19 protein-coding genes are annotated in these 25,608 nt (G+C 73.0%); 12 read left to right on the plus strand and 7 right to left on the minus strand.

The features are described from left to right. Positions 1-18: 18 nt before the first annotated feature. Positions 19-369: a PRC-barrel domain containing protein gene (locus tag ACRRSS_RS13640; protein WP_435971466.1), complete on the plus strand. Its 351-nt coding sequence runs from the start codon at positions 19-21 to the stop codon at positions 367-369. Between the two features lie 237 nt (positions 370-606). Here the strand turns inward: ACRRSS_RS13640 and ACRRSS_RS13645 are convergent, their stop codons facing one another. Next, positions 607-1,563: a TIGR03557 family F420-dependent LLM class oxidoreductase gene (locus tag ACRRSS_RS13645; protein ID WP_435971467.1), complete on the minus strand. Its 957-nt coding sequence runs from the start codon at positions 1,561-1,563 to the stop codon at positions 607-609. A 234-nt stretch (positions 1,564-1,797) separates the two neighbouring features. Between ACRRSS_RS13645 and ACRRSS_RS13650 the strand changes: the two genes are divergently transcribed. Further along, positions 1,798-2,259 (plus strand): DUF5709 domain-containing protein, encoded by a 462-nt coding sequence (locus tag ACRRSS_RS13650; RefSeq protein ID WP_435971468.1) that lies wholly within the window; start codon positions 1,798-1,800, stop codon positions 2,257-2,259. 207 nt (positions 2,260-2,466) lie between these two features. Here ACRRSS_RS13650 and ACRRSS_RS13655 read toward each other — a convergent pair whose 3' ends face one another. The 4 genes from ACRRSS_RS13655 to ACRRSS_RS13670 form a co-directional block, all read right to left on the minus strand. Beyond that, a complete protein-coding gene (locus ACRRSS_RS13655; RefSeq protein ID WP_435971469.1) occupies positions 2,467-3,198 on the minus strand; it encodes a hypothetical protein in 732 nt (243 codons plus the stop codon). Positions 3,199-3,213: 15 nt separating this feature from the next. Then, a complete protein-coding gene (locus ACRRSS_RS13660) occupies positions 3,214-3,774 on the minus strand; it encodes a hypothetical protein (RefSeq protein ID WP_435971470.1) in 561 nt (186 codons plus the stop codon). Positions 3,775-3,891: 117 nt separating this feature from the next. Continuing rightward, positions 3,892-5,634 carry a PP2C family protein-serine/threonine phosphatase gene (locus ACRRSS_RS13665; RefSeq protein WP_435971471.1) on the minus strand — a complete coding sequence of 581 codons (1,743 nt, stop codon included), beginning with the start codon at positions 5,632-5,634 and terminating at the stop codon, positions 3,892-3,894. A 361-nt stretch (positions 5,635-5,995) separates the two neighbouring features. Further along, complete coding sequence (locus ACRRSS_RS13670) at positions 5,996-9,322, minus strand: AfsR/SARP family transcriptional regulator (protein ID WP_435971472.1); 3,327 nt, start codon at positions 9,320-9,322, stop codon at positions 5,996-5,998. 315 nt (positions 9,323-9,637) lie between these two features. Between ACRRSS_RS13670 and ACRRSS_RS13675 the strand changes: the two genes are divergently transcribed. The 4 genes from ACRRSS_RS13675 (at position 9,638) to ACRRSS_RS13690 (ending at position 13,392) form a co-directional block, all read left to right on the plus strand. Continuing rightward, positions 9,638-10,186, plus strand: coding sequence for a hypothetical protein (locus tag ACRRSS_RS13675; protein WP_435971473.1), 549 nt, complete (start codon positions 9,638-9,640; stop codon positions 10,184-10,186). Positions 10,187-10,259: 73 nt separating this feature from the next. Continuing rightward, positions 10,260-10,424, plus strand: a complete 165-nt coding sequence (locus ACRRSS_RS13680) for a hypothetical protein (protein ID WP_435971474.1) — start codon at positions 10,260-10,262, stop codon at positions 10,422-10,424. A gap of 272 nt (positions 10,425-10,696) precedes the next feature. Further along, on the plus strand, positions 10,697-12,244 hold the full coding sequence (locus ACRRSS_RS13685) for an outer membrane protein assembly factor BamB family protein (protein WP_435971475.1): 1,548 nt from the start codon (positions 10,697-10,699) through the stop codon (positions 12,242-12,244). 356 nt (positions 12,245-12,600) lie between these two features. Continuing rightward, positions 12,601-13,392 (plus strand): DUF4239 domain-containing protein, encoded by a 792-nt coding sequence (locus ACRRSS_RS13690; protein WP_435971476.1) that lies wholly within the window; start codon positions 12,601-12,603, stop codon positions 13,390-13,392. A gap of 40 nt (positions 13,393-13,432) precedes the next feature. Here ACRRSS_RS13690 and ACRRSS_RS13695 read toward each other — a convergent pair whose 3' ends face one another. After that, positions 13,433-14,941: a glutamate synthase subunit beta gene (locus ACRRSS_RS13695; protein WP_435971477.1), complete on the minus strand. Its 1,509-nt coding sequence runs from the start codon at positions 14,939-14,941 to the stop codon at positions 13,433-13,435. 309 nt (positions 14,942-15,250) lie between these two features. Here ACRRSS_RS13695 and ACRRSS_RS13700 point away from each other — a divergent pair, with 309 nt between their 5' ends. The 6 genes from ACRRSS_RS13700 to sbnA all read left to right on the plus strand — a co-directional run bounded on the left by ACRRSS_RS13700 (position 15,251) and on the right by sbnA (position 24,771). Then, positions 15,251-15,931, plus strand: coding sequence for a 4'-phosphopantetheinyl transferase family protein (locus ACRRSS_RS13700; RefSeq protein WP_435971478.1), 681 nt, complete (start codon positions 15,251-15,253; stop codon positions 15,929-15,931). Positions 15,932-16,282: 351 nt separating this feature from the next. Next, positions 16,283-18,820 carry a Pls/PosA family non-ribosomal peptide synthetase gene (locus tag ACRRSS_RS13705; protein ID WP_435971479.1) on the plus strand — a complete coding sequence of 846 codons (2,538 nt, stop codon included), beginning with the start codon at positions 16,283-16,285 and terminating at the stop codon, positions 18,818-18,820. Continuing rightward, positions 18,820-21,438: a non-ribosomal peptide synthetase gene (locus ACRRSS_RS13710; protein ID WP_435971480.1), complete on the plus strand. Its 2,619-nt coding sequence runs from the start codon at positions 18,820-18,822 to the stop codon at positions 21,436-21,438. Before ACRRSS_RS13705 ends, ACRRSS_RS13710 begins: the two co-directional genes overlap by 1 nt. Further along, complete coding sequence (locus tag ACRRSS_RS13715; RefSeq protein ID WP_435971481.1) at positions 21,435-22,427, plus strand: TauD/TfdA family dioxygenase; 993 nt, start codon at positions 21,435-21,437, stop codon at positions 22,425-22,427. Before ACRRSS_RS13710 ends, ACRRSS_RS13715 begins: the two co-directional genes overlap by 4 nt. After that, positions 22,424-23,485, plus strand: a complete 1,062-nt coding sequence (sbnB, locus tag ACRRSS_RS13720; RefSeq protein ID WP_435971482.1) for a 2,3-diaminopropionate biosynthesis protein SbnB — start codon at positions 22,424-22,426, stop codon at positions 23,483-23,485. The genes ACRRSS_RS13715 and sbnB overlap by 4 nt, the downstream gene beginning before the upstream one ends. Positions 23,486-23,616: 131 nt before the next feature. Further along, positions 23,617-24,771, plus strand: a complete 1,155-nt coding sequence (gene sbnA, locus ACRRSS_RS13725; RefSeq protein ID WP_435971483.1) for a 2,3-diaminopropionate biosynthesis protein SbnA — start codon at positions 23,617-23,619, stop codon at positions 24,769-24,771. Positions 24,772-24,926: 155 nt separating this feature from the next. Here sbnA and ACRRSS_RS13730 read toward each other — a convergent pair whose 3' ends face one another. Beyond that, positions 24,927-25,574, minus strand: a complete 648-nt coding sequence (locus ACRRSS_RS13730) for an HdeD family acid-resistance protein (RefSeq protein WP_435971484.1) — start codon at positions 25,572-25,574, stop codon at positions 24,927-24,929. Positions 25,575-25,608 lie beyond the last annotated feature (34 nt).

Genomic DNA, 25,608 nt, shown 5'->3' on the forward strand with positions numbered 1-25,608 from the left:
GGGAGGAAGGAAGCGGACATGACTCGTGATGTCTGGACCTATGGCGAGACCGCGACCCACGCGACAGAGGTGGATCTGACGGGATACAAGGTCGAGTGCTCCGACGGCGGCATCGGCAAGGTGGACAAGCACTCGGCGGAGGTCGGCCGCAGTCACCTGGTCGTGGACACCGGTCCGTGGATCATCGGCCGACAGGTCGTCATCCCGGCCGGAGTCGTCACCGCCGTCGACCCCGCGGCGGAGACCGTCTTCGTCGACTGCACCAGGGAGCAGATCAAGAACGCCCCCGAGTTCGTTCCCGGGGAGGACGACGCGACCGGACCGCACAAGATGAAGTTCGTCGACTACTACCTGGCGTTCTTCCGGTAGGACCGCGGGGCCGGCGCGCGGCCCGATCGGCCGCGCGCGATCACGGCACCCGCCCCGGGTGAGCAGACGTCACCCCGCCCGGCGACAGTCCGGCCGGGGACCGCGAGGAAGGGGTGTACCCAGGTACACCCCTTCCTCGGGTGGTAGGCCCCACGCGCCCCCGCACGGGTGATCGCGCCCCTTCCCCCGGCGCGGCACGCGGGGGAAGGGGGCGCGATCACCCGATCGGGCCCTGTGTCAGCCGCCCAGGGCCGGGAGGACCTTCTCGCGGTAGGCCGTGAAGAAGGCCTCCTGGTCCTGCCCGATCTGCCCGACGTACACCTCGTCGAACCCGGCGTCCACGTACGCGCGGACGGCGTCGACGTGCTCCTCGACGTCCGGGCCGCACGGCACGGAGTCGGCCACTCGCTGTCGGGTGACGAGTTCGGTGGCCTGCTCGAAGTGGGCCGGCGTGGGAAGGATCTGGTTCAGTTCCCCCGGCAGCTGCTCGGTCGGCCACATGCGGTGCGCCGTGTCGACGGCCGCCTCCCGGTCCTGGCCCCAGCAGACCTTCAGGCCGCCGACCACGGGCTTGCCGGCGCCGCCCGCGTCGCGGAACGACGCGATGGCCTCCACGTCGGGACCCATGGTCACGAACCCGTCCCCGATCCGTCCGGCGAGCGCGGCCGCCTTCGGGCCGAAGCCGGAGACCAGGACCGGCGGCGGGTTCTCGGGGACGGTGTAGAGGCGGGCGTTGTCGACCGTGTAGTGCCGGCCCCGGTGGCTGGTCTCGCGGCCGGTGAACAGCTTCCGCATCACCTCCACCGCCTCCTCCAGCATCTCCGCCCGCTCGTCGAAGGCGGGCCACCGGTCACCGAGGACGTGCTCGTTGAGGGCCTCACCGGTGCCCACCCCCAGCGCGAACCGGCCGCTGAGCAGCACGCTGGACGTCGCCGCGGCCTGCGCGGTCACGGCCGGGTGCAGCCGCACGGTGGGACAGGTCACGAGCGTGGTCACGGGCAGCTCCACCGTCCGGGACAGGGCGCCGATCATGGACCACACGAAAGGGCTGCTGCCCTGTGCGCCGGTCCATGGATGGAAGTGGTCGGAGATGGCCAGGCGGGTGAAGCCCGCGTCCGCCGCCAGACGCGCCTGGTGCAGCAGCTGGGCGGGGGTGAACTCCTCGCAGGACAGGAAGTAGCCGTACGACGTCATCGCGCGTTCCCTTCACATCGGCCCCCCTGATCCGGCTACCCGGGCAGGCCACCCGAATGTCCCCGGATCTCCGGCGCTCCTCCGTACGGCCCACAAGGGTGCGCCGGGGAGCGGTGCCGCCCTCGGTCGACGGGTGCGTGGCGGCTGCGTGCGTGATCCGCGCGTTTCCGGGGAGGCGCCAGGGGGTGACGCGGTGGACATTGGACGGACACCGCGCAGACGAGAGGACCCCCCATGAGCCAGAACGACGGCCGCGGCGACGAGGTCTACCAGCCCCAGCCGCAGGACGAGCCCTCGGAACTCCAGCCGGACAGGGACGACAGCATCGACGAGCCCGACACGGACGCCCTCCTCGACCAGGGGTACTCGCCTCCCGAGCGCCCCTACGCGAGCGAGCGGAACGACACCACCGCCGAGGGGCAGCGCAGGGGTGAGAGCCTCGACGGCCGCCTCGCCCGGGAGCGGCCCGACCTGGAGAGCCCCGCCGGGGACGGCATCGGGGATCTGGCGGACGGCGACGGCGAGCCCGTCGACCCCCAGGCGGGCCGTGAGCGGGCCGGACGGCTGGCGCCGGCCACCGACTTCCCCCACGAGAACAACGTACGCGCGCGCGATGTCGGCATCGACGCGGGGGCGGCGTCCGCCGAGGAGGCCGCCATGCACGTCATCCAGGATCCCGACGAGGGGGCGACCTGACGGGGGAGGCGTTCGTGGGGGACCGCTCCGGGAGGCGTGCCGGCGACGGGACAGCTCCGAGGAGCGGTCACCCGCGGGGGACCGCTCCGAGACGGGACCGTTCAGAGACTCGGGCGACCGAGACGGGGGCGACCGAGACGCGGGCGAGGAGGCCGGGCGCGGCGCTGTCCTGTCAGCGCCGCGCCCGGCCTCCTCGTCGCCCCCGGGTCACCGGGAGAGGAGCCGGTTGAAGAACGACCGGTACTGGCGCAGTGCCACCCGCAGGCTCTCCGTGTCGACGGCGTCCCCTTCGCCCCACTGTCCTTCGAGGTTCCTCTTGTGGTCGGCGAAGGTCGCGGCGAGCTGCCGCATGACATCGGCGACCAGGGCGTCGGCCGCGAGCACGGCCTCCCGGGGGTCGTCGACGAACATGCTCTGGACGTCGCTCCAGCGGTCGCGGAACGACGCGTCGTCCTGGCTGTCCAGCAGGCGGGCCGAGTCGTCGCCCCGGTCCTCCGCCGTCGATTCCTCCCGGGCCGGTTCGGCGGCACCCGCTCCCTGCCGGGCCGGTTCCGCGGAGTCCCCTTCCTGCCGGGCCGCGCGTGGGGCGCCCGCCCCCTCCCGGGCGGGACCTGCGGCCTCCGCCTCCTCGCGGGCGGAGTCTCCGGCGTCCGTCCCCTGCCGGGCCCGGCTTCCGGTGTCCGTCTCCCTCAGGGCTCGGCCTCCGGCGTCCGTCTCCTCCCGCGTGCGTTCCTCGGGAGCCTCGCCTCGTCCGAACTCTCCGCCCGAATCGGTGGTGTCACCGACGGCCGTGCTCTCTCCCGGGTACACGGGCGCGTTCTCGGTGCCCCGTTCCCGCTCCCGTTCGCCTTCCGGGTCCGTCCCGCGACCGCCCCGCTGGGCGATGTCCTCGGTCGACAGCCCGCTCGCGGTCCGCGACGGTGCTTCACGATCGCGCATGGCGCACCTTCCGTATCAGCTCCGGCCGGGACCGGCCGAGCTTCCGTTGGTGAGGAGATCGTCGAAGAGAGCCCGGTAGTGGACCATGGCTCCCCGCAACTGCTCGGTGGTGGCCCGCTGCGTGGTGCTGAGGGTGTTGATCTCGTGCGCCGCCCAGTAGTGCTCCAGCGTGCGCCCGTGCTCCACGGAGAGGTCCCGTACCTGCTGCTCGAAATCCTCGGTGGGATACCCGCGCTCGTGCATGAGGGACGTGACGAGCCGGTCCGCGTCGTGCACCGCGCCTTCGGGCCGGTCCACGAACTCCTCCTGGACTCCGCGCCACTCCTGGGCGTAGCGCTCCCGCTGCCCACTCGACAGCGGCTTGATGTCCAGCTCTTCATGGCGCTTCTCACGGGCCCCCAGTTCGTCCTCGGCGGCTCGCCTGCTCCCGGCGTCCTCGACCGTCCGGTCGTACTCCGGCCCGAACTGCTCACGGAGACGACGTCGGCGTCGCATGCTGAGGGTGACGACCACGGCGATCAGCGCGATCACCACCACAGCGCCGATGACGATGGCCAGAATCGTTCCTGTTGACATCGGCCTCGCTCCCTCGGGAAGTCGTCCGTCCCACGGCGGCTGCCCGGGCGGGCCGTCCTGAAACGTGGCGCGTGCCCGGCGTCCGGACCGGCCGGATCCAAGGGGCTGACGTCGACGTCACCGCAGGTCGGCGGGCTCCTGCGCGGCAGGGACGCGACGCAGCGCGAGGAGGGTCGCGTCGTCGGTGCGGTGGGGGCCGTCGAGACGGTCCAGGACACGTTCGGCGTACTCCTGCAGCCCGTCGTGCCCGGCCGCCGGAGCCGTCTCGCGTGCGCACCGCTCCGCCGCGTCGAGAAAGCGGGCCCTGTCCTCGTCGGGGTCGGTGTCACGGCGCTCGACGAGGCCGTCGGTGTACAGGAGGACGATGTCGCCGTCGGCGAGGACGGTCTCGGCCGCCGTATAGGTCGTGCCCGGCAGCACTCCGAGTGCGAGCCCGGGGCTGCCCGGCGGGTCGGCGAGCTGGGTGGCCCGGCCGCCGCGCAGCAGCACGGGGCGGGGGTGGCCGGCGCAGGTCCAGCGGAACAGCGAGCGTTCGGGGTGGTAGCGGGCGATGACGGCGGTGGCGGTCGACTCGATCCCGTCGCCGCAGGCGACCTCGTTCAGCCACCGGGTCAGCTCCTCCACCGGCTCCTCCGTGTAGGCGAGACCGGCGAGCGCGTAGCGCAGCTTCGCCATGAGGGTCACCGCCTCCAGACCGTGCCCACGGGCGTCGCCGAGCGCGACCAGAAGCCGGCCGTCGGGGAGTCTGCGGGCCTTGTACCAGTCCCCGCCGACGCCGGAACCGGTGGAGTCGGGCCGGTACACGACGGCGGTGTCGAGACCGTACGAGGCCAGCTCGTCCTCGAAGCGGGGCAGGACGGCGTCGCGGAGCACGTCGGCGACCTCGGTCAGTGCCGCGGCGCGTGAGCGCTGGCGGCGGGCCTCCTCGTCGGCGGCCCGGGTCAGGGCGCGGCGGCGGTGATCGTCGCTGACGTCGACGAGGACGGCCCGCACCGCCCACACGGGGCCGCCCCGGGGGCGTACCGGCTCGGCGACCAGGCGGATGAACCGTTCGGCGGGGCCCCGCATGCGCAGCTCGCACGCGGAGCGTCGTTTGCGCAGGAGCACGTCGTAGAGCAGACCGTAGAACTCGGGCAGGCTGTCGGCGGCGACGAGGGAGGCGAGACCACGCAGGTCGGGGACGGGGTCCGCCGGGTCGAGGCCGAGGACGTAGGCGAAGCCGAGGGACGGCTCGACCGTGCCGTCGGCGAGGTTCCACTCGGCCCAGCAGGTCCTGACCAGTTTCTGGGCGGCCCGGGCCATCCGGACGCGATGCCCCGGTTCCCAGGTGACGAGGAGGTCCTGACCGCAGGGGGCGACGCGGACCTCGCTGCTCAGCCGCGCGGGAGGTCCGGCGGGGCGGGGGACGAACCACTCCACCGGCTCCGGCCCCTGAGCCGCGCGTTCGTGGTGGGCGTCGGCGAGCATCCGGGGCAGTCCCGTGTTCTCCATGACCGGGAACCGTTCGAACAGCGGGACCGGGCCGGACCATCGCGGTACGGATTCCTCCGGCAGGTAGGCGGCGGCGTAGTCGCGGGCGGCCTCGTTCTGCGCCACGTACAGGAAGTCCTCGATCCTGCCGTCGCCGCCGGTCACCGGCCTGATCAGCATCGCCGCCATCGGCAGGGCTTCCAGCAGCTCCCTCACGGGGCCCGGGACCCGCGCCGAGGTTCGTGCCACCGGGCCCGCGTGCTGCCGGGACGGCGGCCGGTGGGACTGGGTGTAGGTGGCGATCCGCTGCCGCTGGGCGGCCAGCATCTCGTCCACGGCCTGGAGCCCCAGCCGCGCCCGCCCCACCCCGGCGCGAGGATGATGCTCCATGGGCGCCGCCCTTCCGAGGAATGTCCGCCACGACTCGCGCACCATCCTCGCCTCGCACGGCAGCGGCGGCGACCGCTGGCAGCGGCGCGCCGGGGGCGCGTCCCCGCCGGCCGCTCGCGGGATCCCGGCTCCGTGGCCGACAGCCGGGAACCTCCTGGTCGGCTCCAGTCCACCACCTGGTCGGCCCCCGTCCACGGGCCGGATATCCTCCGTGCCTCGGGCCCTGGGGAGGGGCCGTGGTGTGGGGAGGAAGCATGGATTCCAGCGGTGACACGCGGTCGAGGACCGCGGTGGCGGCACCGGGCAGGCCGCCCGGTGCCGCCGGTCGGTGACCTGCGGTCGGCGTCTCGGGGCCGGTTCCTCAGCCGATGTCCGTACGGACCCGGGCAGGTGGGGCGTCCGGGTGGGCACCGGTGGCGTCCAGGCCCTCGCGTGCCATCCGGTATTCGCGGGGGTGGTCACCTGCTCCTGGCAGGGAGAGGGCGGTACGGAACTCCCGCCGCGCCTCGGCGCGACGACCCGTCGCCGTGTACGTGCTGCCGAGACGGATGCGGACCCCCATCTCCAGCCAGGTGCTCGTGTGCGGGGTGAGCGTGGACAGGGCCTCGTGGTGGAGGTCGACGGCCGAGCGGAGGTTCCCCCGGCTGTGCTCCGCGGCGGCGAGCCGCGACAGGGACGCCGTGCGCAGAGGCAGGTCCTCGACCTCGCCCGCCAGTTCGGCGGCCCGGCGCAGCAGGCTCGCGGCCTCAGCGGGCCTGCCGAGGGCGAGTTCCAGTTCGGCGGAGAAGCAGAGCGTGCTGCTGATCGTCCTGGGCCGGCCGTTCTTCTCGGCGAGGGCGAGGGCCGTGTCGTAGTGCGCGAGGGCCTGCTCGTGCCGTTCCCGCCGGTGGTGGAGGAAGCCCAGGTTGCAGTGCGACATCCCCGTGAGCCAGTCGTCGTCGACCTCGGCCGCCAGCTCCACCGCCCTGCTCAGCTGGGCGATCGCCTCCTCCTCGTGTCCCAGCTGTCCCAGCGTGATGCCCGTCCCGGCGATGGCCCGGGCCTCCTCCCGCAGGTCACCGGACGCCCGGCCGTACCGTAGGGCTTCGGCGAACCAGGTCCTCGCCTGCCGGAACCGCCCCTGGTAGACGTCGACCAGCCCCATGCAGTTGCGCAGTGCGGCGGGCATCCGCCGGTCGGTCGATTCGTCCGCACAGGTCAGGGCGAGGTCCAGCGCGGTACGGCACTCGTGGTGGTGCCCCTGGCCGGCCAGGTGGTCGACCAGGGATTCCGCGATCCGGCACGCGTGGTCGCCCTGGCCCGCGGCGACGGCATGGGCCACCACGTCGACGAGTTCACCCTCCGCCGCTTCCAGCCACGCCGAGGCCTCCCGCCAACTGCTGAAGGGCGCACCGGCGGAGGACGGTCCGGGGATCGCCGCACCGTCGGCATCGGGGACGGGCGGGAAGCCGCTGGGTCCCCAGTCGCTGGCCATGCGGCCCGCCGCCGTATAGAGGGACAGGACGGCGTCAAGGTTCGTGGCGGCCTCCCCGGGCGCCTCCGAGGCGACGCGCCGCGCATGAGCCCGTACGAGATCGTGCAGCCGGTACCGGCCGGGTCGCGGCTGCTGAAGCAGGCTCGCGTCGACCAGGTCCTCCAGGACGTCCTCGGCATCCTCACGGGAGCCGCCCAGCATGGCGGCGAGGGTGAGCCTGTCGAAGCGGGCGGTGGGATTCACGCCCAACGCGCGGAAGCCGCGCCGCAGTTCCGGACCGAGCTGGTCGTACGACATCCGGAAGGCGGCCTCCACGCTGCGGTCCTCGGCCCTCAGCTCGTCGAGGCCCCGCGTGCCGTCGGACATCCGGTCGACCAGGAAGGCCAGGGTCCAGGAGGGGCGGCTCTGCAGCCGGGCGCTCGCGATGCGCAGGGCCAGGGGCAGGCCGCCGCACCGTCGTACGAGCGCGTGCGCCGCCTCGGGCTCGCCGCAGGCCCGGGACTCCCCGAGGAGTTCGCGGAGCAGTCCGACGGCCTCGTCCGTGCCGAGCGGCTCCACGGTCAGCCGCAGGTCGGCGTCGAGGCCGGTCAGTCGCTGCCGGCCCACCACCAGGACCCGGCTGCCCGCTCCCGCGGGGAGCAGCGGCCGCACCTGCTCGGCGCTGCGCGCGTTGTCGACGACCAGCAGCAGCCGCAGCCCGCTGGTGGCCGAACGCCAGGCCGTCACGAGGTCCGCCAGGTCGTCCCCGACGTCTTCGTCGCGGGTGTCGGGGCCGGGCGGGGGGCTCGGCAGCACGTCACCCTCGTCGAGGACCGCCCGCAGCATCCGGCGCAGGGCCCGCTGCGGGGCGACCTGCTCATGGGCGGCGCCGTACGCGTGCAGGTCGACGAAGAGGCAGCCGTCGGGGTGGGCGTCGGCGAGCGTCCAGGCGGCCCGGACCACGAGGGCGGTCTTGCCGACGCCCGCCGTGCCGTCGACCGTCGTCACGGACACGGCCCCGGGTGGCGTGGGGGCGGTGAGCAGCGCGAGTTCCGTCTCGCGCCCGACCAGACACGCGATGTTTCCGGGCAGGTCGTTGCGACGCGGGCGGGGACGAGGCCGGTCGCGCGGGTCATGCGGAAACCGTGGGTCGCGTGGGTCGCGTGGGTCGCGTGGGTCGTGCGGTGCCTGCGAGGCGTGCACGTCGTGCGACGTGTCTGGGTGCGTGTCCGTGTCCGGGTCGTGCCGGCCCCCGAACCCTGCGGACCCCCCGAACCCTGCGGACCCCGTGGACCTCGCGGACACCCCGGACCCCCCGGACAGGCCGGACCCGTCCGGAACCGGAGGCCCGAGCGGGCGGCCCCGGGGCCCGGTGCGCCCCGCGGCCGCCGTGGTCGCCGCGCGCGTCCCTTCCGTCCGGCCGAGCAACAGCGCATCGTCCCGGCGCAGGAGCGCCTGGTGCACCCGCCGCAGCTCCTCCCCGGGTTCCACGCCCAGCTCGTCGACGAGCCGTCGACGCGTCTCGCGGTAGACGGAGAGCGCTTCGGCCTGCCGACCGCTGCCGTACAGGGCCCGCATGCGCAGCGCGGCGAACGGCTCCTCGTACTGCTGTGCGACAGGTGCGGCCAGGAGGGCGTCCAGGGCCTCCGTGCCGCGTCCGAGCCCCACCAGACACTCCGCCAGGTCCAGGCGCAACGCGCGCCGTTGCTGGCCGAGGCGGCGTCGTTGGGCGTCGGCGAACGGGCCCGGCAGACCGGGGAGCGGCTCCCCGTGAAGCAGCTCCAGAGCCCGGCCTCCGTGCTCGAGCGCGGCGTCGAGGTCGCCGGCGGCCTTCGCGCGCTGGGCGCTCGCGGTCTCCTCGGCGAGTTCGACCAGGTCGGTGCGGACTCCGTCGGCGGCGAGCCGGTAGCCGCCGCGTCCGCCGCGGACGACGGAGCGCTCCGCCCCGGTGTCAGGCGCGTCCAGTGCCTTGCGCAGCGCGTAGACGTAGCTCGGCAGGACCCGGTGCCCCGTGCCCGGGGGTTCGTCCCCCCACACGTCGTCCAGGAGCTGCTGGTACGTGACGAACGCCGGGGCCCGCAGGATCAGCGAGGCGAGCACGGCCTGCCGCCGCACCGGACCCAGCGCGAGGGGCGCGTCGCCGCGCCGGGCGCGGACCGGCCCGAGCAGATCGACGCGCAGGTCGCTCCAGGTGTCGGCGGCGTCCGTGCCCGTCCCCGATGAATTCACGCTCACGTCGAATCCCCATGCCCCCGTGCGTCCGGTGCCACTCGCCACCGGAGCCCCTTTCAACAGGAGTTCATCGGAAGAGCAGCGCGTTCCGCCAGAGTCTGTCAGGCCCGTGGTCGGCCTTGCGCGGCCAGGTCGCGGTGCCCTTGGCGTCCGGCCTGTACGGGCGCCGGGCGGACGGGTCGGCACACCCGACTCGGCCGCGAGGCCCGGGGGTGCCCCCGGGCGTCCCGTCACGAGCCCGGCCCCGCCGGTCCGTCGTGGACACCCCGGCGTGATCCGTACGGCGCCCGAACCCGTCATCGAGAAAGGTCGATCACTGTGTCCCAGACCCGTGGAGCATCCGGTCTCCCGCCCACCCGCCGCGGCGGGCGATGGGAGCGCTACCGCGTCACCCACCCGTTCTCCGCACGGGATCTGGCACTCCTGTGGGGGTCGATCGCGGGTGTCCTGGCCGTCGCCGCCCTGCTCGGCTGGGCACTCGACATGAAGGGCGGTGTCATCCTGGTCGCGGCGGCCCCCTTCATCGTCTCCTGGTTCGAGCAGCGACGCACGGCCTTCCAGTTCGACGCGGCCGGCGCCCGCTTCGGCGAGACCCCGCTGCCGTGGTCCGACGTCACCCAGTTCGTCGTCTCGACCCCGCCCGGCGAGGAGTACGCGCTCATCGGGGCCCGGCTGCGCCCCGGCGCGTCCCTGCCGCACGGCGCGTCCGTCCTTCCGCCGAACGAGGCGATGCCCGCGCCGATCCATGTCGCCGTGCCGCGTTCCAGGTTCGATCTGGCGAAGATGACCAGGAAGGCGGGCAAGTACGCTCCGTCGCACCTTCGGATCGTCGTCGCCGAGCCCGCGGGCGAACGCCCTGCGGCATGAGGCGGTGACCGAGGATCCGGGCGGCGGGAACAACCCTGAGCAGGCTGCCCGCGGGAGTGTGACGGACGCCCCTGTGCCGACCGCCGTGTACGACGTCATCGCGGGCATCGTCGATGCCGTGCGCGCCGGGGACGAGGCCGGCACCGACCGGCTGCTGGACCTTCTGGTCCGAGTCGCCACCCCCGAGGCCCTCTACGAACTGCGCAGACAACTCGACAAGGGCGTGAGCCCACCCTAGAGGCCCCGCGCGACGCGGAACGCCGCACCCCGAGGGACGTACCCGAGGACGGTCGACGGCTCCTCCCGGTGGACGCCCCGGTGCCGTCGTTCCCGGACCTCCCGGTCCCGCACAGGGCGGCCGCACGCAGCCTCCGCGCAGTCATCAGGCCCGGGACGGGCCGCCGCAGCGCCCCCGTGGACCGGACCGCACCGGCCACGGTCCAGAACAGCTCTCCGAAGAACCGCTCTCCGGGGAGGCCGCTCACATCGTCGTAGGTGTAGGGGAACCGCATGTCGCAGTCGCACGAGCCCTGGTACAGGCATCGCCCGCAGCCCTGGCCCGCGCCGGACAACCCGTACGCGCCCGAGGGCTACGGCCCGCCGCCTCCCCGCCCGCGCCGCCGATGGTGGCCGGTGGCGGCAGCGGCCCTCGCGCTGCTGTTGCTCGGCGGCGTCGGCGTGTACCTCCTCGACGCGCGCTCCGGACCGGAGCGCGGGGGATCGTACGGCGCCGGACAGGACCGCGCCGGATCGGAGAGCGGCGCCCCGCCCACCACGGCGCCGCCGAAGGCGAGTGCCCGCCCCACCCCGACGCCCTCCCGCGTCCCCACCACCGAGGAGATCGCCCAGGAGCGCAAGGCCGGTGAGGCGAGCGCCTGGATCGTCGACGACCGCACCGACCTGCCCCGCCGGAACATCCCGACCGAGAACCTGTGGATCGTCGGCGACACCGTCGTCCAGGCCGTCTACAAGAGGGTCGTCGCCCACCGGCTCGGCGACGGTGCCGAGGTGTGGAGCGTCACCCTCCCGACCCCCGTCTGCGAGACCCCGGTCAACCCGACCCCCGACGGCAAGGTCGTCATCGTCCTGCAGAACGTCGAGGCCTGGACCGGCGCCCGGTGCAACCAGCTCCGGATGATCGACCTGCGCACCGGAAAGGAGGGCTGGCACAAGCGGCTGACCGAGACCGGCGCGGCGGACGGCACGATCATCGTGGACAGCGCGATCAGCGGCGGCACCGTGGCGATCGTCCAGAGTATGAAGGCCGCCGCCTACCGGGTCGCCGACGGGAGGAGGCTGTACGACATCCCCCTGGAGAACCCAGGGAAGTGTTACCCCGGCCGGGTCGCGGGCGGCAGCCGGCTCCTGGTGCTCGCCAGCTGCGCGATCGCTACGGAGAAGGCGTACGACCAGATCCGGGAGATCGACCCGGCCACGGGCAAGGTCCGGTGGCGCCACCGGACCGAGCCGGGCCGGAGGATCGGGCAGGTGCTCTCCGTCGCCCCGGCGGTGATCACCACCGTGCACCGGGAGACCCACGCCGACGACTGGCGGGTGCTGGCCCTCGGCCCCGACGGCCGGGTCCGCGGAACCATCGACCCGCGGCCGAAGGGTTTCAAGCACTGCGGCGACACGGTGGACACCTCCGCCGACGCCCAGGCGTGCCGGGAGGCCGTCGTCGGCGGGGGCCTCGTGCTCCTGGGCGGCACCGACCGCGTGGGCGCCTACGACCTGGGCACCGGGAAGCTGGTCTGGGGGGTGAAGGCCGGGGGGACCTCGTACGGCTACTTCCCACTGCGCGTCGGACCGGGCAAAACCGGGCTCGTCTACCAGCCGGGGACGCGGAGCGAACCCGGGCGCGTCCTCCGCATCGGTCCCGGGGGAGCGGACACCGTGAAGGACGTGCTGCGGCTTCCCGCGTCCACGGCGAGGGTCGAGTTCGGGATGGGGGTCGTCGGGGAGAACGCCTACGTGGGCGACCGCCTCGTGCTCGCGCCGGGGGGCCTGAACGGTGACGACACCCAACACGAGCCCCGCATGCTGTCGTTCGCGCCCTGAGGCGACCGGCCGCACGCCGCCCGCGCACCGAGCGGTCGAGAGCCCCGACGCCCCTCACGGCGCACCCCGAGCACTCCGTGACGGCCCCCGTGCCCGACGGATCGTTCAACGTCGTGGAGGACATCGGCGCGGCCCGCGCCAGACGTTCTCGGTCGGACGCCGGGCAGCTCCTCGGCCCCGGTGGACCCGACGGCGCTCGCGAGGCTCACCCGATGGTGTGGAGTTCCGCGGGACGCCCGTGCGCTCCGCGTCCGCCACCAGGGCCTGAGGGGCCGTCAAAACGGGGGAGACGGGCCGCGAGCGCGACGCCGTCCGCGACGGGGCCGTCGCGCGTCGCGCTCCTAGACTTCCCCCACATGTCCCTCTGGCTGCTCAACCAACTCAGCACCTTCACCCTGGCCGCGATCACCGTCGGCGGGACCGTCCTCGTCGCCGTCGCCGGCAGCGTCGCGCTCCGCCGCCGCTACCCGTCGCTCGCCAGGGGCGAGCACAACGACATGGTGGGGGTGACGCTGGGGATGTTCGGCGCCATCTACGGGATCATCCTCGCGTTCGTCATCGTGACCCTCTGGACGCAGCTGGACAGCACGCAGACGATCGTCGCGTCGGAGGCCACGGACATGGCGCTCATCGCCCGCGACGCCGCCGCCTTCCCGCCCGCGGTCCGTGCCGAACTCGACGCCGCGCTGAGCGGCTACGTCCACGCGGTCGTGGAGGACCAGTGGCCCCGGATGCGCGCCGGGCAGCCGAGCTACGGGGCCACGGAAAGGCACCTTCAGGCCGCCTTCGACGTGCTTCAGTCGTACGACCCGAAGAGCCCGCGCGAGGAGGTCTTCTACGGGGAGGCCGTCAGCCATCTCAACGACGTCGCCGCCCAGCGCCGGGCCCGCCTGACCATGGCCGAGCAGGAACTGCCCCCGCTGCTCCAGGTTCTGGCCTTCGGCGGAGCGATCGTCCTGATCCCGCTCACCTTCCTGTACGGCATGCGCAAGCTGCGCGTCCAACTGCTCTTCGTCGCCTCGGTCGCCGCCCTGATCGGCTTCAGCCTGCTCCTGGTCCTCGTCCTCGACCGCCCCTTCGCCGGCGAACTCAGCGTGAGCCCCGCGCCGTACCGGGAGGGCGCCCTCGCCCGGTACTGGAGCGAATGAACCGGCCGCGCCGCAGCGTGCTCGCCCCCGGCTCCCCGCGCTACACCAGTGGTCCGTCCGTGGCCGCGACCGGAGCGGGCAGGCTGCTGGACCCCATCAGGTAGCGGTCCGCCGCCGCCGCGGCGGACCGGCCCTCCGCGAGGGCCCAGACGACGAGGGACTGTCCGCGCCCGGCGTCGCCGGCCACGAAGACCCCCGCCGGTCCCGGCCCGCCCGTCGACGGGCTCCCGTCCGTCCTGCGGGCCGCGAAATCGGCGGTGCGGGCGAAGTTCCCCCGGTCGTCGGGGACGAGTCCGAGCCCCGCGGCCAGGCGGGTGTCGTGCCCCGGGCCGCGGAACCCCAGGGCGAGCAGGACCAGTTGCGCGGGCAGGCTCCGCTCGGTTCCCGGGCGTGGAGTCCGGTCGGACGGGTCCACCAGGGCGATGCGCACCGCCCCGACCCGCCCGTCGGCGCCCTCGTCGAACCGTACGGAGGCCGCGGAGAACACCCTCGGATCGGCGCCGTCACGGTGGAGGGCCTCCTCGTGGGCGTGCGAGGAACGGTGGATCCTCGGATGCACCAGGGGCCACGGCTCCTCCGCGTGTCGTGAGGTGCCCCGCACCGGGTTGATGTCGAGGTGGACGACGGAGGCGGCACCCTGGCGCAGCGCCGTACCGAGGCAGTCCGTCCCCGTGTCGCCGCCTCCGATGATCACCACGTCTCTGCCCTCGGCCGTCACGGACGGCCGCTCGCGGTCGCCCTCGGCGACGCGGTTCGCCGCTGTCAGGTACTCCATGGCGAGGTGAACACCCTCCAACGTCCTCCCGGGTACGCCGAGTTCGCGTGGCTCCGTCGCGCCGACGGCCACGATCACCGCGTCGTGCGCGTCTCTCAGCGCGGTCACGTCCAGATCGGTGCCGACGTCGACGCCGGGGCGGAACCGAGTGCCCTCCTCCCGCATCTGTGCGATGCGCCGTTCGAGATGCCGCTTCTCGAGCTTGAACGCGGGGATGCCGTAGCGGAGCAGCCCGCCGATGCGGTCGGACCGCTCGAAGACCGTGACGCCGTGGCCGGCCCTGGTGAGCTGCTGGGCCGCCGCCAGCCCGGCCGGCCCCGAGCCCACCACCGCGATCGACCTGCCCGTCGGCCGTTCCGGCGGGTGGGCGCGAACATGGCCCAGGGACCAGGCCTCGTCGGCGATGGCCTGCTCGACGTTCTTGATGGTCACCGGTTCCTCGGTGAGCGCCAAGACGCAGGCGTCCTCACAGGGCGCCGGGCAGACGCGCCCGGTGAACTCGGGAAAGTTGTTGGTCGCGTGGAGCCGCTCCGAAGCGGCGAGCCAGTCGCCGTGCGCGGCGTAGACGTTCCACTCGGGTATGAGGTTGCCGAGAGGGCAGCCCCCGTGGCAGAAGGGGACGCCGCAGTCCATACAGCGACGAGCCTGCCGAGAGATCAGGGGAAGCAAGAACTGGCCCGCGTACACCTCGCTCCAGTCGCCGAGACGTTCCTCGGAACTCCTCGCGGGGACGGGTTCCCGGGGAGTGGTGAGGAAGCCGAAGGGGTCGGTCATCTCGCCCTCGGAAACGCTGCTCGGACGGTGGGACGGGAGTCCCTTCAGCGTACGCCCGGGAAACCTTGGCGCGCCGTGCGGCCGGGGTGGGGGAGCGGCGCGCCCGGCTGGGGGGCGAGGCGGCCCGGAAGATCCCTCGGCCCGGGAACGGACCCCTAGCATGGAGGCACAGACGTGTAAGCGGTACGGGTCGCTTCCGCGGGTCACGGGCAGCCGGATCGGGTTCCTCGCAGCCGGGGCGCCGGTGGCCCACCCGCGGAACGCCCCGCCGCAGGGGACCGGGCCGGGGCCGGCCGAGGAGCGGACACCGTGACATTCGAGGATCACCCGCGACCACCGGGCGTGGAGACGCTGTGGTGCGGGAACGTGACCGAGAACGCCCCGGAGGCCGCGCTCCACACGGACCGGCTCGACGCGGAGGAGACCAGGCGGCTCGGGGCGTTCACCGCCCGTGCGGACCGCGACGCCTACCTGGTGGCGCACGTCAGGCTGCGCGCCCTCCTCGCCGGTCGGCTGGCGACGACTCCGGAACGCGTCGAGCTGTCGCGCGAGCCCTGCACGGCCTGCGGAGGTCCGCACGGGCGACCGTACGTCCGGGGTGGTGGCGTCCACTTCTCCCTCTCGCACACGAGGGAGCTCGTGGTGATCGCCCTGGCGTCGCAGCCGGTGGGTGTCGACGTCGAGGCCGTCCCGGACGAACGCGCCGCCGCGGATCTGGCGCCCCGGATGCATCCGAGGGAGGCCGCGGAGATCGGCCGCCTCGCCGAGGCCGACCGGCCGCCGGCCGTCGCGCGGTGCTGGACCCGCAAGGAATCCCTGCTCAAGGCCCGAGGCGTCGGCCTCAACGAGGACACGGCCGTCTCCTATGTGGGAGCGGGACCGCGTCCGGCCCTTCACCCCGAGTGGATCCTGGCCGATCTGCCGGTGCCGCCGGGCTTCGCCGCAGCGGTCGCCGTGGGGCGGAAGAAGGCCGCTCCTCCGGGGTGCTGACCGCCGCCGCTGTTCAGGGGTGGCTGACCGTTCCGCCTGCTGTTCCGAGGTGCCGACCGCTGACTCCGCCGTTCACTGGCGGGGGTCACCGCCCCGCCGCTCATGGGCTCACTGGCGGTGACCCCCGCTCTCGCTGGTCATGGACACACGGCACCCGGACTCCGGGTCCCACCATGTGAGATCCACGTCCATGCGCTGAGAAGCGCGCCGCCACCCTCATACGGCCGCCCCCCGGGTCCGAATCCCCTGTGACGATCGACCGCTGATCGAGACACGCGTGGTACCGACCGATTCGGACGGCTCTCGCTCCTGTCCTTCGGTTCGCGGACGTTGCCGTCCCGAGGAGTTCCGATGAGGCGTGATCAACTCGAAGTGCTGCCGGCAGGTTCGGCCGAGCGGTCCGTACCGGCCGCCGACCGAGCGGACCCCGCCGCTGTCACCCGCGAGCGCTTCGCCACCCTGCTCGCCGAGGTGATGGGAGCCGGCAGCGTGCCGGACGACCGTCACTTCTTCGACGAGCTGGGCGCCGACTCCTTGGTGATGGCCCACTTCTGCGCGCGGGTGAGGAAGAACCCGGACCTGCCCCCCGTATCCATGAAGGACGTCTACAGCCACCCGACGATCCGGGCTCTCGCGTCCGCCTGCGACGCCGGCCCCCCGCCGACGACTTCTGCCGAGCCGGTGGCGGCCGGGCGAACGACCGCCGCGTCGCCGGAGCCGACCGGCCGCCCGCACTACGTCCTCTGCGGCGTCCTGCAGACCGTCGCGTTCCTCGGCTACGCGTATCTCGTCGCCCTGGTCGCCACGCTCGGGTACGGATGGATCGCCGCCGGGGAAGGACTCTTCGACACGTATCTGCGTGCGGTCGCGTTCGGCCTCGTCACCCTGACCGTCCTGAGCGTCCTCCCCATCCTCCTCAAGTGGATCCTCGTCGGCCGGTGGACACCGGGTGAGCTGCGGGTCTGGAGTCTGGGATACGTCCGCTTCTGGGTGGTCAAGACGCTGACCCGCTCCAGTCCGCTGGTCCTCTTCGTGGGGTCGCCCCTCTACACGCTCTACCTCAGGGCCCTGGGCGCCCACATCGGCCGCCGCTCGCTGGTCCTGACCCGCAGCCTGCCGGTCTGCACCGACCTGCTGACCGTCGGCGACGACTCGCTCGTACGCAAGGACGCGCGCCTCAGCTGCTACCGGGCGTCCGCGGAGGTGATCCAGACGGGAAGGGTCACCCTCGGGAGCGATGTGATCGTCAGCGAGTCGACGGTGCTCGACATCGACACCACGATGGGCGACGGCTCCCGGCTGGGCCACGCCTCGGCCCTCCACGCCGGGCAGACGGTGCCCGCCGGTGAGCACTGGTACGGATCACCCGCGCAGCCCGGCGACGAGGACTTCCCGTCCGTACCCGCCCGCGACTGCGGGACGGCACGGCGAACCGCGCACGGCGTCCTGCAACTGCTGACCGCGATCTTCGTCTACGTGCCGCTGGTCGCCGGCGGGGTGGACATGCTGCTCGCCGGGGCACCGCAGTTCACCGCCGTCCTGGAGACCGGGCCCGCGGTCCTGACGACCTGGGTCTTCTACCTCGACATCCTCGCGGTGTCCGCGCTGGTGTACTTCGGCGCGGTTCCGCTCGCGCTGCTCCTGGCGATCGCCCCGAGGATGCTCCACCGGATCATCACACCCGGCAGGGTCTACCCGCTCTTCGGCCTCCACCACGGTGTGCACCGGGCAAGCACGTTCCTCACCAACCGGCGGTTCCTGACGCGCCTCTTCGGCGACAGCTCGGCCGTCGTCCCCTACCTGCGCGCCCTCGGGTACGCCCTTTCCCCCGTCCAACAGACCGGGTCGAACTTCGGCACGCAGGTCAAGCACGAGAGCCCCACCCTGAGCGCGGTGGGCACCGGAACCATGGTCGCGGACGGGCTCTCGCTGATGAACGCCGACTACTCCAGTACCTCGTTCCGCGTGTCCAGGACGGAGATCGGAGCGCACAACTTCCTCGGCAACCGCATCGCCTACCCGGCGGGCGGCCGGACGGGGAACGACTGCCTCCTCGCCACCAAGGTCAGGGTCCCGCTCGACGGCCCTCTCCGTGAGGGCGTCGGCCTGCTCGGCTCACCCAGCTTCGAGATCCCGCGGTCGGTACGGCGGGACCGGACGTTCGACGACGAGAAGAGCGGCGGGGAACTGCGCCGCCGCCTCGCGGCGAAGAACCGCCACAACGTCGCCACCATGGCCGTCCACCTCGCCGTGGGATGGATCTACCTGTTCTGCGTCACGCTCACGTTCTCCGCCGCCGCCGATCTCCACGCGACCTTCGGCGTCTCGGCACTGGCGCTGGCCAACGTCCTCGTCCTCCTGTTCAGCACGGCCTACTTCGTGCTGGTGGAACGCGCCGTGACCCTCCGCCACCCGCCCGGGCCGCTGTTCTGTTCCATCTACGACCGACGTTTCTGGCTGCGCGAGCGCTACTGGAAGGTCCCCTCCGAGACCTACGTCCGGATCTTCGACGGCACTCCGTTCAAGGGCCTGGTGTGGCGGCTCCTCGGAGTCGACGTCGGCAGAAGGCTCTTCGACGACGGCTGCAGCCTCACGGAGCGAACCATGGTGTCGCTCGGCGACCACTGCACGCTCAACGCCGGAAGCGTCGCCCAATGCCACTCGCAGGAGGACGGCACCTTCAAGTCCGACCGGATCGCCATCGGTTCCGAGGTGACCCTCGGGGTGGGTGCCTTCGTCCACTACGGCGTCACCGTCGGCGACGGATCGGTGCTCGAAGCGGACTCCTTCCTCATGAAGGGCGAGGTGGTCCCACAGGGGGCGGTCTGGGGAGGCAACCCGGCCAGACCGGCCGGCCGTACCCACCGTGGCGACGAAGGAGCGTTGTGATGACCGCGCCAACCCCGACCGGTTCGCGGACCCGCGTCGACGGGAACACCACCGCGGGATTCACCCGGGTGCCCCCGTGGTCGCCGACCCCGACTCCGGGCCGTGCCCTGCACGAGACGCCCGTCACCGAGGACCTGCTCACCGCGCTGCACCGCGCGGCCGACGACGCCGGAGTGACAGTCTCCGCCGTGCTGCTCGCGGCCCACGCGAAGGTGCTCTCCGCCCTCTCCGGTGACACGGTGGTCTCCGGCGGCCGCGTGATCGAGCCCGGTGGACGCTGGGTGCCGTGGTCCCTGACGGCGGAAGTCCCCACCTGGCGCGAGCTGCTGGCCGCCGCCGAGACCGAGTTGTCCCCGGCGCGAGCCGAGTCGCCCGCGGAGCCCGCCGGAGAACGCGCCGAGCCGACTGTGGAACGCTCCGAGGTCTCCGTACGCACCGAGGAGTTCGCGCCCGCCCGCGCCGAAGCGTCCGCTCCCGCCCGCTCCGAGCAGTCACCGCCGGAGCCGTCGGACGGCCGGGGGCCGCCCGACGCGCTCCTCGGCACGGCGGACCTCGGACGGCCGGCGGCCGACGGCCCGGTGCTGGCGGTGGCTCTGGCCCGCCGTGACGGTCGGCCGGTGCTCCGCGTGCGATTCCGCACCGACCGCCTCGACGCCGAGGCGGCCGCCCGCGTCGCCCACTACCACCGAGCCGCCCTCGAACAGCTCGCCTCCGTTCCGGATTCCGCGCCCGCCGACCTGAGCCTCGTCTCCGAGGAAGAGCGCCTCCTCCAGATCCACGCACTCGCGGGGCGGTCCCGGCCGCTGCCGGACCGCAGGTTCCACGAACTCTTCGAGGAGCGGGCGGAGTCCTGCCCGGACGCGATCGCGGCCGAGTGCGCGGGAGAGACGTGGACGTACCGAGAACTCAACGCGCGCGCCAACCGGCTCGGCCGGGCGCTGCTGGGGGCGGGGATGCGCTCCGAGGACGTGGTGGCCGTGGCGGCCGAACGCGGCCTTGACTGGATGGCGGCCGTCCTCGCGGTGTTCAAGGCCGGCGGCGTCTACATGCCCGTCGAACCGCACTTCCCGCCCGATCGCATCGCCAGGATGCTCTCCCGAGCCGACTGCGATCTGGTACTGACCGCACCGGGTACGGACCACCTCGACCGCGCCCTGGCAGGTCGGCCCGGCACCCGCACCCTCTCCATCGACAAGGAGAGCCTGAGCGGCGCCGACTCGGCCGACCTGGGTGTCACCGTCGAAGGTTCCCGCCCCGCGTACGTCTACTTCACCTCGGGCTCCACGGGCGAGCCGAAGGGCGCAGTCTGCGAGCACGCGGGGATGCTCAACCACCTGTACGCCAAGATCGACGACCTGCGGATCCACGAGGGCGGTGTCGTCGCCCAGACGGCCCCGCAGTGCTTCGACATCTCGCTCTGGCAGCTGGTGTCGGCCCTGCTGGTGGGAGGACGCACCCTGATCGTCGAACAGACCGCGATCCTGGACGTCCCGCGGTTCCTCGACACGATCGCCGGCGGACGGGCGGGGGTCGTCCAGCTGGTGCCCTCGTACCTGGACGTCGTGCTGTCCGCACTGGAGAGGCGGCCGCGCGCACTGCCGGACCTGCGGTGCGTGTCCGTGACCGGCGAGCCGCTGAAGAGGGACCTCGTGCGCCGGTGGTTCGCCGCCGCACCCGGGACCCGCCTGGTCAACGCGTACGGACTGACGGAGACCTCGGACGACACCAACCACGAGGTGATGGAGGCCGCCCCGGACAGCGCGCGCGTCCCGCTCGGGCGCCCGATCCCCAACGTGTACGTCTACGTCGTCGACCAGGACCTGACACCCGTACCCCTGGGCGCGCCCGGCGAGATCGTCTTCTCGGGCGTCTGCGTCGGCCGCGGGTACATCAACGACCCCGAACGCACCCGGCACGCCTTCGTGCCGGACCCGCACCGCCCCGGCGAGCGCCTGTACCGGAGCGGAGACTACGGCCGCTGGCTGCCGGACGGGAAGCTCGAATTCCTGGGCCGCCGGGACACGCAGGTGAAGATCCGCGGCTTCCGTATCGAGACAGGGGAAGTCGAGAACGCGTTGCTGGCGGTCCCCGGAGTCCGCGACGCGGCCGTGGTCGTCACGCCGACCGGGGACCGGACGTCGCTCGTCGGCTTCTACACCTCCGACGCCCCGCTGGGCACCGACGTCCTGGTGGAGCGACTGGCCAGGTCCCTGCCCGCCTACATGGTCCCCTCGGCGCTCCACCGGCGCGACGCACTCGACCTCACCGCGAACGGCAAGGTCGACAAGAAGGCCCTCGCCGGGCTGGCGCAGACGCTGACCTCGGCCGACGCGGCCCACGAGCCGCCCCGCACCCCCACGGAGAAGCGCCTGGCCGACGCGTTCGCCACCGTCCTCGGCCTGCCACGGGACCGCGTCGGGCGACGGGACCACTTCTTCGACCAGGGCGGAACCTCCCTTTCCGCGGTGCGGCTCGCCCTCCACCTGGACAGGGTCGTGCCCCTGCCGGACGTGCTCAGCCACCCCGTCCTCGCCGACCTGGCCACCCTGATCGACAGCCGCGCCCCCCGACCCGTCCCACCCACCCCCAGCGTCGCGACGAAAGGACGAAGGCCATGACCTCCACACTGCTGCCGAGGAACACCTCCCCGACCGCACCCACGCCCTACGAGACCGAGGCCGCCGAAGGACTGACGCACTGGGCCGTCGAGCAGCGCGACACCCTGCGCGCCCTCGTCGCCGAGCGCGGTTCGCTCATGGTCCGCGGCCTGGGACTGCGTGAGGTGTCCGACCTGCGCGTGCTGGCCCGGCACCTGACCGCCGGAGCGGTGACCGAGAGGGAGGCCTTCGCCGCCCGCGAGGCGTACGGCGAAGGCCTCTACTCCTCGGCCACGTGGCCGCCCAACCAACCCATGTGCATGCATCACGAGCTCAGCTACACCGTCGAGTTCCCCGGACTGCTGCTCTGCGCGTGCCTCCGCGCGCCGGACGAGGGCGGGGCCACCGCCGTCGCGGACGCCCACGCCGTCCTCCAGGCACTGCCGGCCGAGCTCACCTCACGCTTCGCGCGCGAGGGATGGCTCCTCACACGGAACTACAACGACGACATCGGGGCGAGCGTCTCCGACTCCTTCGGCACCGACGATCCGGCCGCCGTCGAGGACTACTGCCGCGCCCACGCCATCGACTTCGACCGGCGGCCGGACGGCGGACTGCGCACGCGCCAGCGCCGCAACGCCGTCGTCCACCACCCCGTCACCGGCGTGCCGTGCTGGTTCAACCAGATCGCGTTCCTCAACGCCTGGACACTGGCCCCGGAGATCCGGGAGTACCTGGTCGACGAGTACGGATCCGATGGCCTGCCGTTCGACACCGCCTACGGCGACGGCGACCCGATCAGCGACGACACCGTGCGCCTGATCAACTCGGTCTACGAGGCCCACACCGTACGCATCCCCTGGCAGACCGGCGACCTGCTGCTCATCGACAACATCAGCACCGCGCACAGCCGGGAACCGTACACAGGGCCCCGGGACGTCGTCGTCGCCATGGCGGATCCGGTCCGCATGGACGACTGCTCGCCGCTCTTCGGGAGGGCCGACCGATGACCACCACCCGCTCCGTACCCCCGGCCGCCGGCCGCACCGGCCCCCCGCCGTTCGCCGTGATTCCCGGATCCCAGGTCCAGAGCGCCCTCATCGGACGCGAGAAGCAGGTCGTCGAGCTCGTCGAGGCGACCTACCGGCTGCACGGCTCGGGCCAGTCGGTCAACCCCCCCTCGTCCTTCCTGCACTTCCCCGACAGGCCGACGGCGCGGATCATCGCGCTCCCCGCCTCGCTCGGCGGCGAAGCACCGGTCAGCGGTCTCAAGTGGATCTCCAGCTTCCCCGCCAACGTGGCCGCGGGGATTCCCCGGGCCTCCGCCGTCCTCATCCTCAACGACCCGGTGACCGGCTATCCCTTCGCCTGCATCGAGAGCTCGATCATCAGCGCCACCAGGACCGCCGCCTCCGCCGCGTCCGCCGCCGACCGGCTCAGCAGGGACAGGCCGCGACCCCTGCGCGTCGGGTTCTTCGGCGCGGGACTGATCGCCCGCTACATCCACACCTTCCTGGTGGGAACCGGCTGGTCGTTCGACGACATCGGCGTCTACGACCTCTCGCCCGACAGCTCCGCCGGATTCCGCACCTACCTCGAACAGGCGGGGACGGCCGCCCGGATCACGGTCCACAGCGGAGGAGAGCAGCTGATCCGCCAGAGCGATCTCGTCGTGTTCGCCACGGTGGCCGCGCAGCCGCACGTCCACGAGGCGTCATGGTTCGCCCACAACCCCGTGGTGCTCCACGTCTCGCTCCGCGACCTCGCGCCGACGGTCCTGCTCGCGTCGACCAACATCGTCGACGACATCGACCACTGCCTCCGGGCGGCGACGTCACCCCACCTGGCCGAGCAGCTCACGGGCAACCGGGACTTCGTGGACGGCACGCTCGACCAGGTCGTCGGTGGCGAGGTGGCGATCCCGCGCGACCGGCCCGCGGTGTTCTCCCCGTTCGGTCTGGGCGTGCTCGATCTCGCCGTCGGCAACCTCGTCTACGACGAGGTGGCGAGCCGCGGCGGCCTGCACCTCGTCGACGACTTCTTCACGGAACTGAGCCGCTACGGCTGAGCCCGAAAGCCCCGTGCCACAACGGACGTTCCCCCGCGTCCCCGGCAGGTGGACCCGATCCCGCGGCAGCGAGGCCCGGCACACCGCCCGACGGGACACCGGGTGCTCGCCACGACCGAGGAGTGACCATCGTGCCCGTCATCACCGCCCCCGAGGCATTCAACGAAGAGGACCTCTACGTCGACCTCCGGCACCTGTTCGGATGCTCGCTGTTCCTCAAGTGCGAGGGGTTCAACTTCGCCGGATCCATCAAGCTCAAGGCCGCCCGCGAGATGGTCGAGGCCGCCGAGCGGAACGGGGTCCTGAAGCCGGACTCGGTCCTGGTCGAATCCTCCTCCGGGAACCTCGGCGTCGCCCTCAGCATGATCGCGGCGAGCAGGGGGTACCGCTTCGTCTGCGTCACGGACTCACGGTGCAACCTCTCGACCCGGCTGACGATGGAGGCCCTGGGCAGCCAGGTACACGTCATCGCCACGGCGAAGGCCGACGGCGGCCTCCTCGGCGCCCGACTGGCCCATGTGCGCCGACTCTGCGCGTCCGACGACCGCTTCGTCTGGCTCAGCCAGTACACCAACTCGGACAACTGGAAGGCCCACTACCTGAGGACGGCGCCCGCCATCGGCCGGAGGTTCCCGCAGCTGGACGTGTTGTTCGTCGGGGTGGGCACCACGGGCACCCTGATGGGCTGCGCGCGCTTCTTCCGGACCTGGCACCGGCCCGTGCGGATCGTCGCCGTCGACAGCGTCGGCTCGGTCACCTTCGGAGGCCCTCCCGGCCGGCGCATGATTCCCGGCCTGGGCATGAGCGTCCCGCCACCGCTGTTCGACAGGGACTACGTGGACGAGGCGGTGTCCGTCGAAGAGGCCGACGGCATCCGCACCTGCCGCCGACTGGCCCGGCGCGGCTTCCTCTTCGGCGGCTCCACCGGCACGGTGGTCAGAGGTGCCACGAAGTGGCTGGCCGAGCACGGCCGGCCCGGGCTCACCTCCGTCGCCATCGCCCCCGACCTCGGCGAGCGCTACCTCGACACCGTCTACCAGTCCAACTGGGTGCAGGCCCTCTACGGCGAGGACGCCCTGGAGGACGACGCGGAGGACGCCATGGAGGACGCCTTCGTGGGCGCCTCCGAAGCAGGCCGCCCGGGCGCCTTCGGGGACAGCCCCGAAACAGCGGCGGAAGCGGGTGACGGCGTGGATCTCCGTGACCGCCGGCGGCACTCCCCGATGCCTGCTCCCGCCGCGCCAAGGGCCGCCGACACGGACGCGAGGACCCCCGGTCCGGCCTGAGGCCGCTCCGGTCGGGCGTGCCACGGACACGCGGGCCTCCGCGCGCCCGCGCCGGCCACGACCTCGTCGGCCAGAACTGGACCCTTGACCCGCGCGGCGGGCCGACGGAGGGCTGATCCGGCCGTGCCGCCGCGCGCCCGCCCGAGAGACCGGCGTCAGAGGGGCGGGCCGGAGGTGTCGCGGCCCGGGATTCCCGCCCTGCGCAGGGCGGAACGCCAGCTGAGGGCGACCGCGGTCTCGGCCAGGCCGAGGAGGACGAGCCACAGGCCGAGCAGCCTGGTCAGCGCCCGGGCCGATTCGGTCGGCAGCGCCAGGACCACGATTCCCGCGACGATGCCGAGGGCCGCGACCGCCATGACGACGCCGCGGTGCGGCATGTCCTTGGCGGCGATGGCGGTGTACAGGGTGACGATGCCGGACACCAGCCAGACGGCGCCGACGATGAGCGAGAGCGCTGCGATCGTCTGCAGCGGGTTCCTCAGGCACAGCACCCCGCCGAGCACGCACAGGACGGCCACGATCAGGCCGGGCACGCGGTCTCCGCTGTCGCGGCCGAACGCGGCCACGAAGCGGAAGCCGCCGATCACCAGCAGGTACAGCCCGATGAGTACGGCGAGGACGTGCAGCGTCGCGTCCGGCCAGACGAGCAGCAGAACGCCCGGCACGAGTGTCGCCAGCGCGGCCCCGAGGAGCCACATCCAGGAGCGTCCCAGACGCTCCAACTGGTCCGCCGGGTCGACCGCGTGGGCGGGGGGCTCCCCGCCCGCTCCGGCATGGGATGCGGGGCCCTGTGGGGTTGTCATGCGTCCTCCTCCGCTCGCCCGGGTGGACGCCTGC

Source organism: Streptomyces sp. Qhu_M48, from assembly GCF_051305195.1.
Lineage (GTDB): Bacteria > Actinomycetota > Actinomycetes > Streptomycetales > Streptomycetaceae > Streptomyces.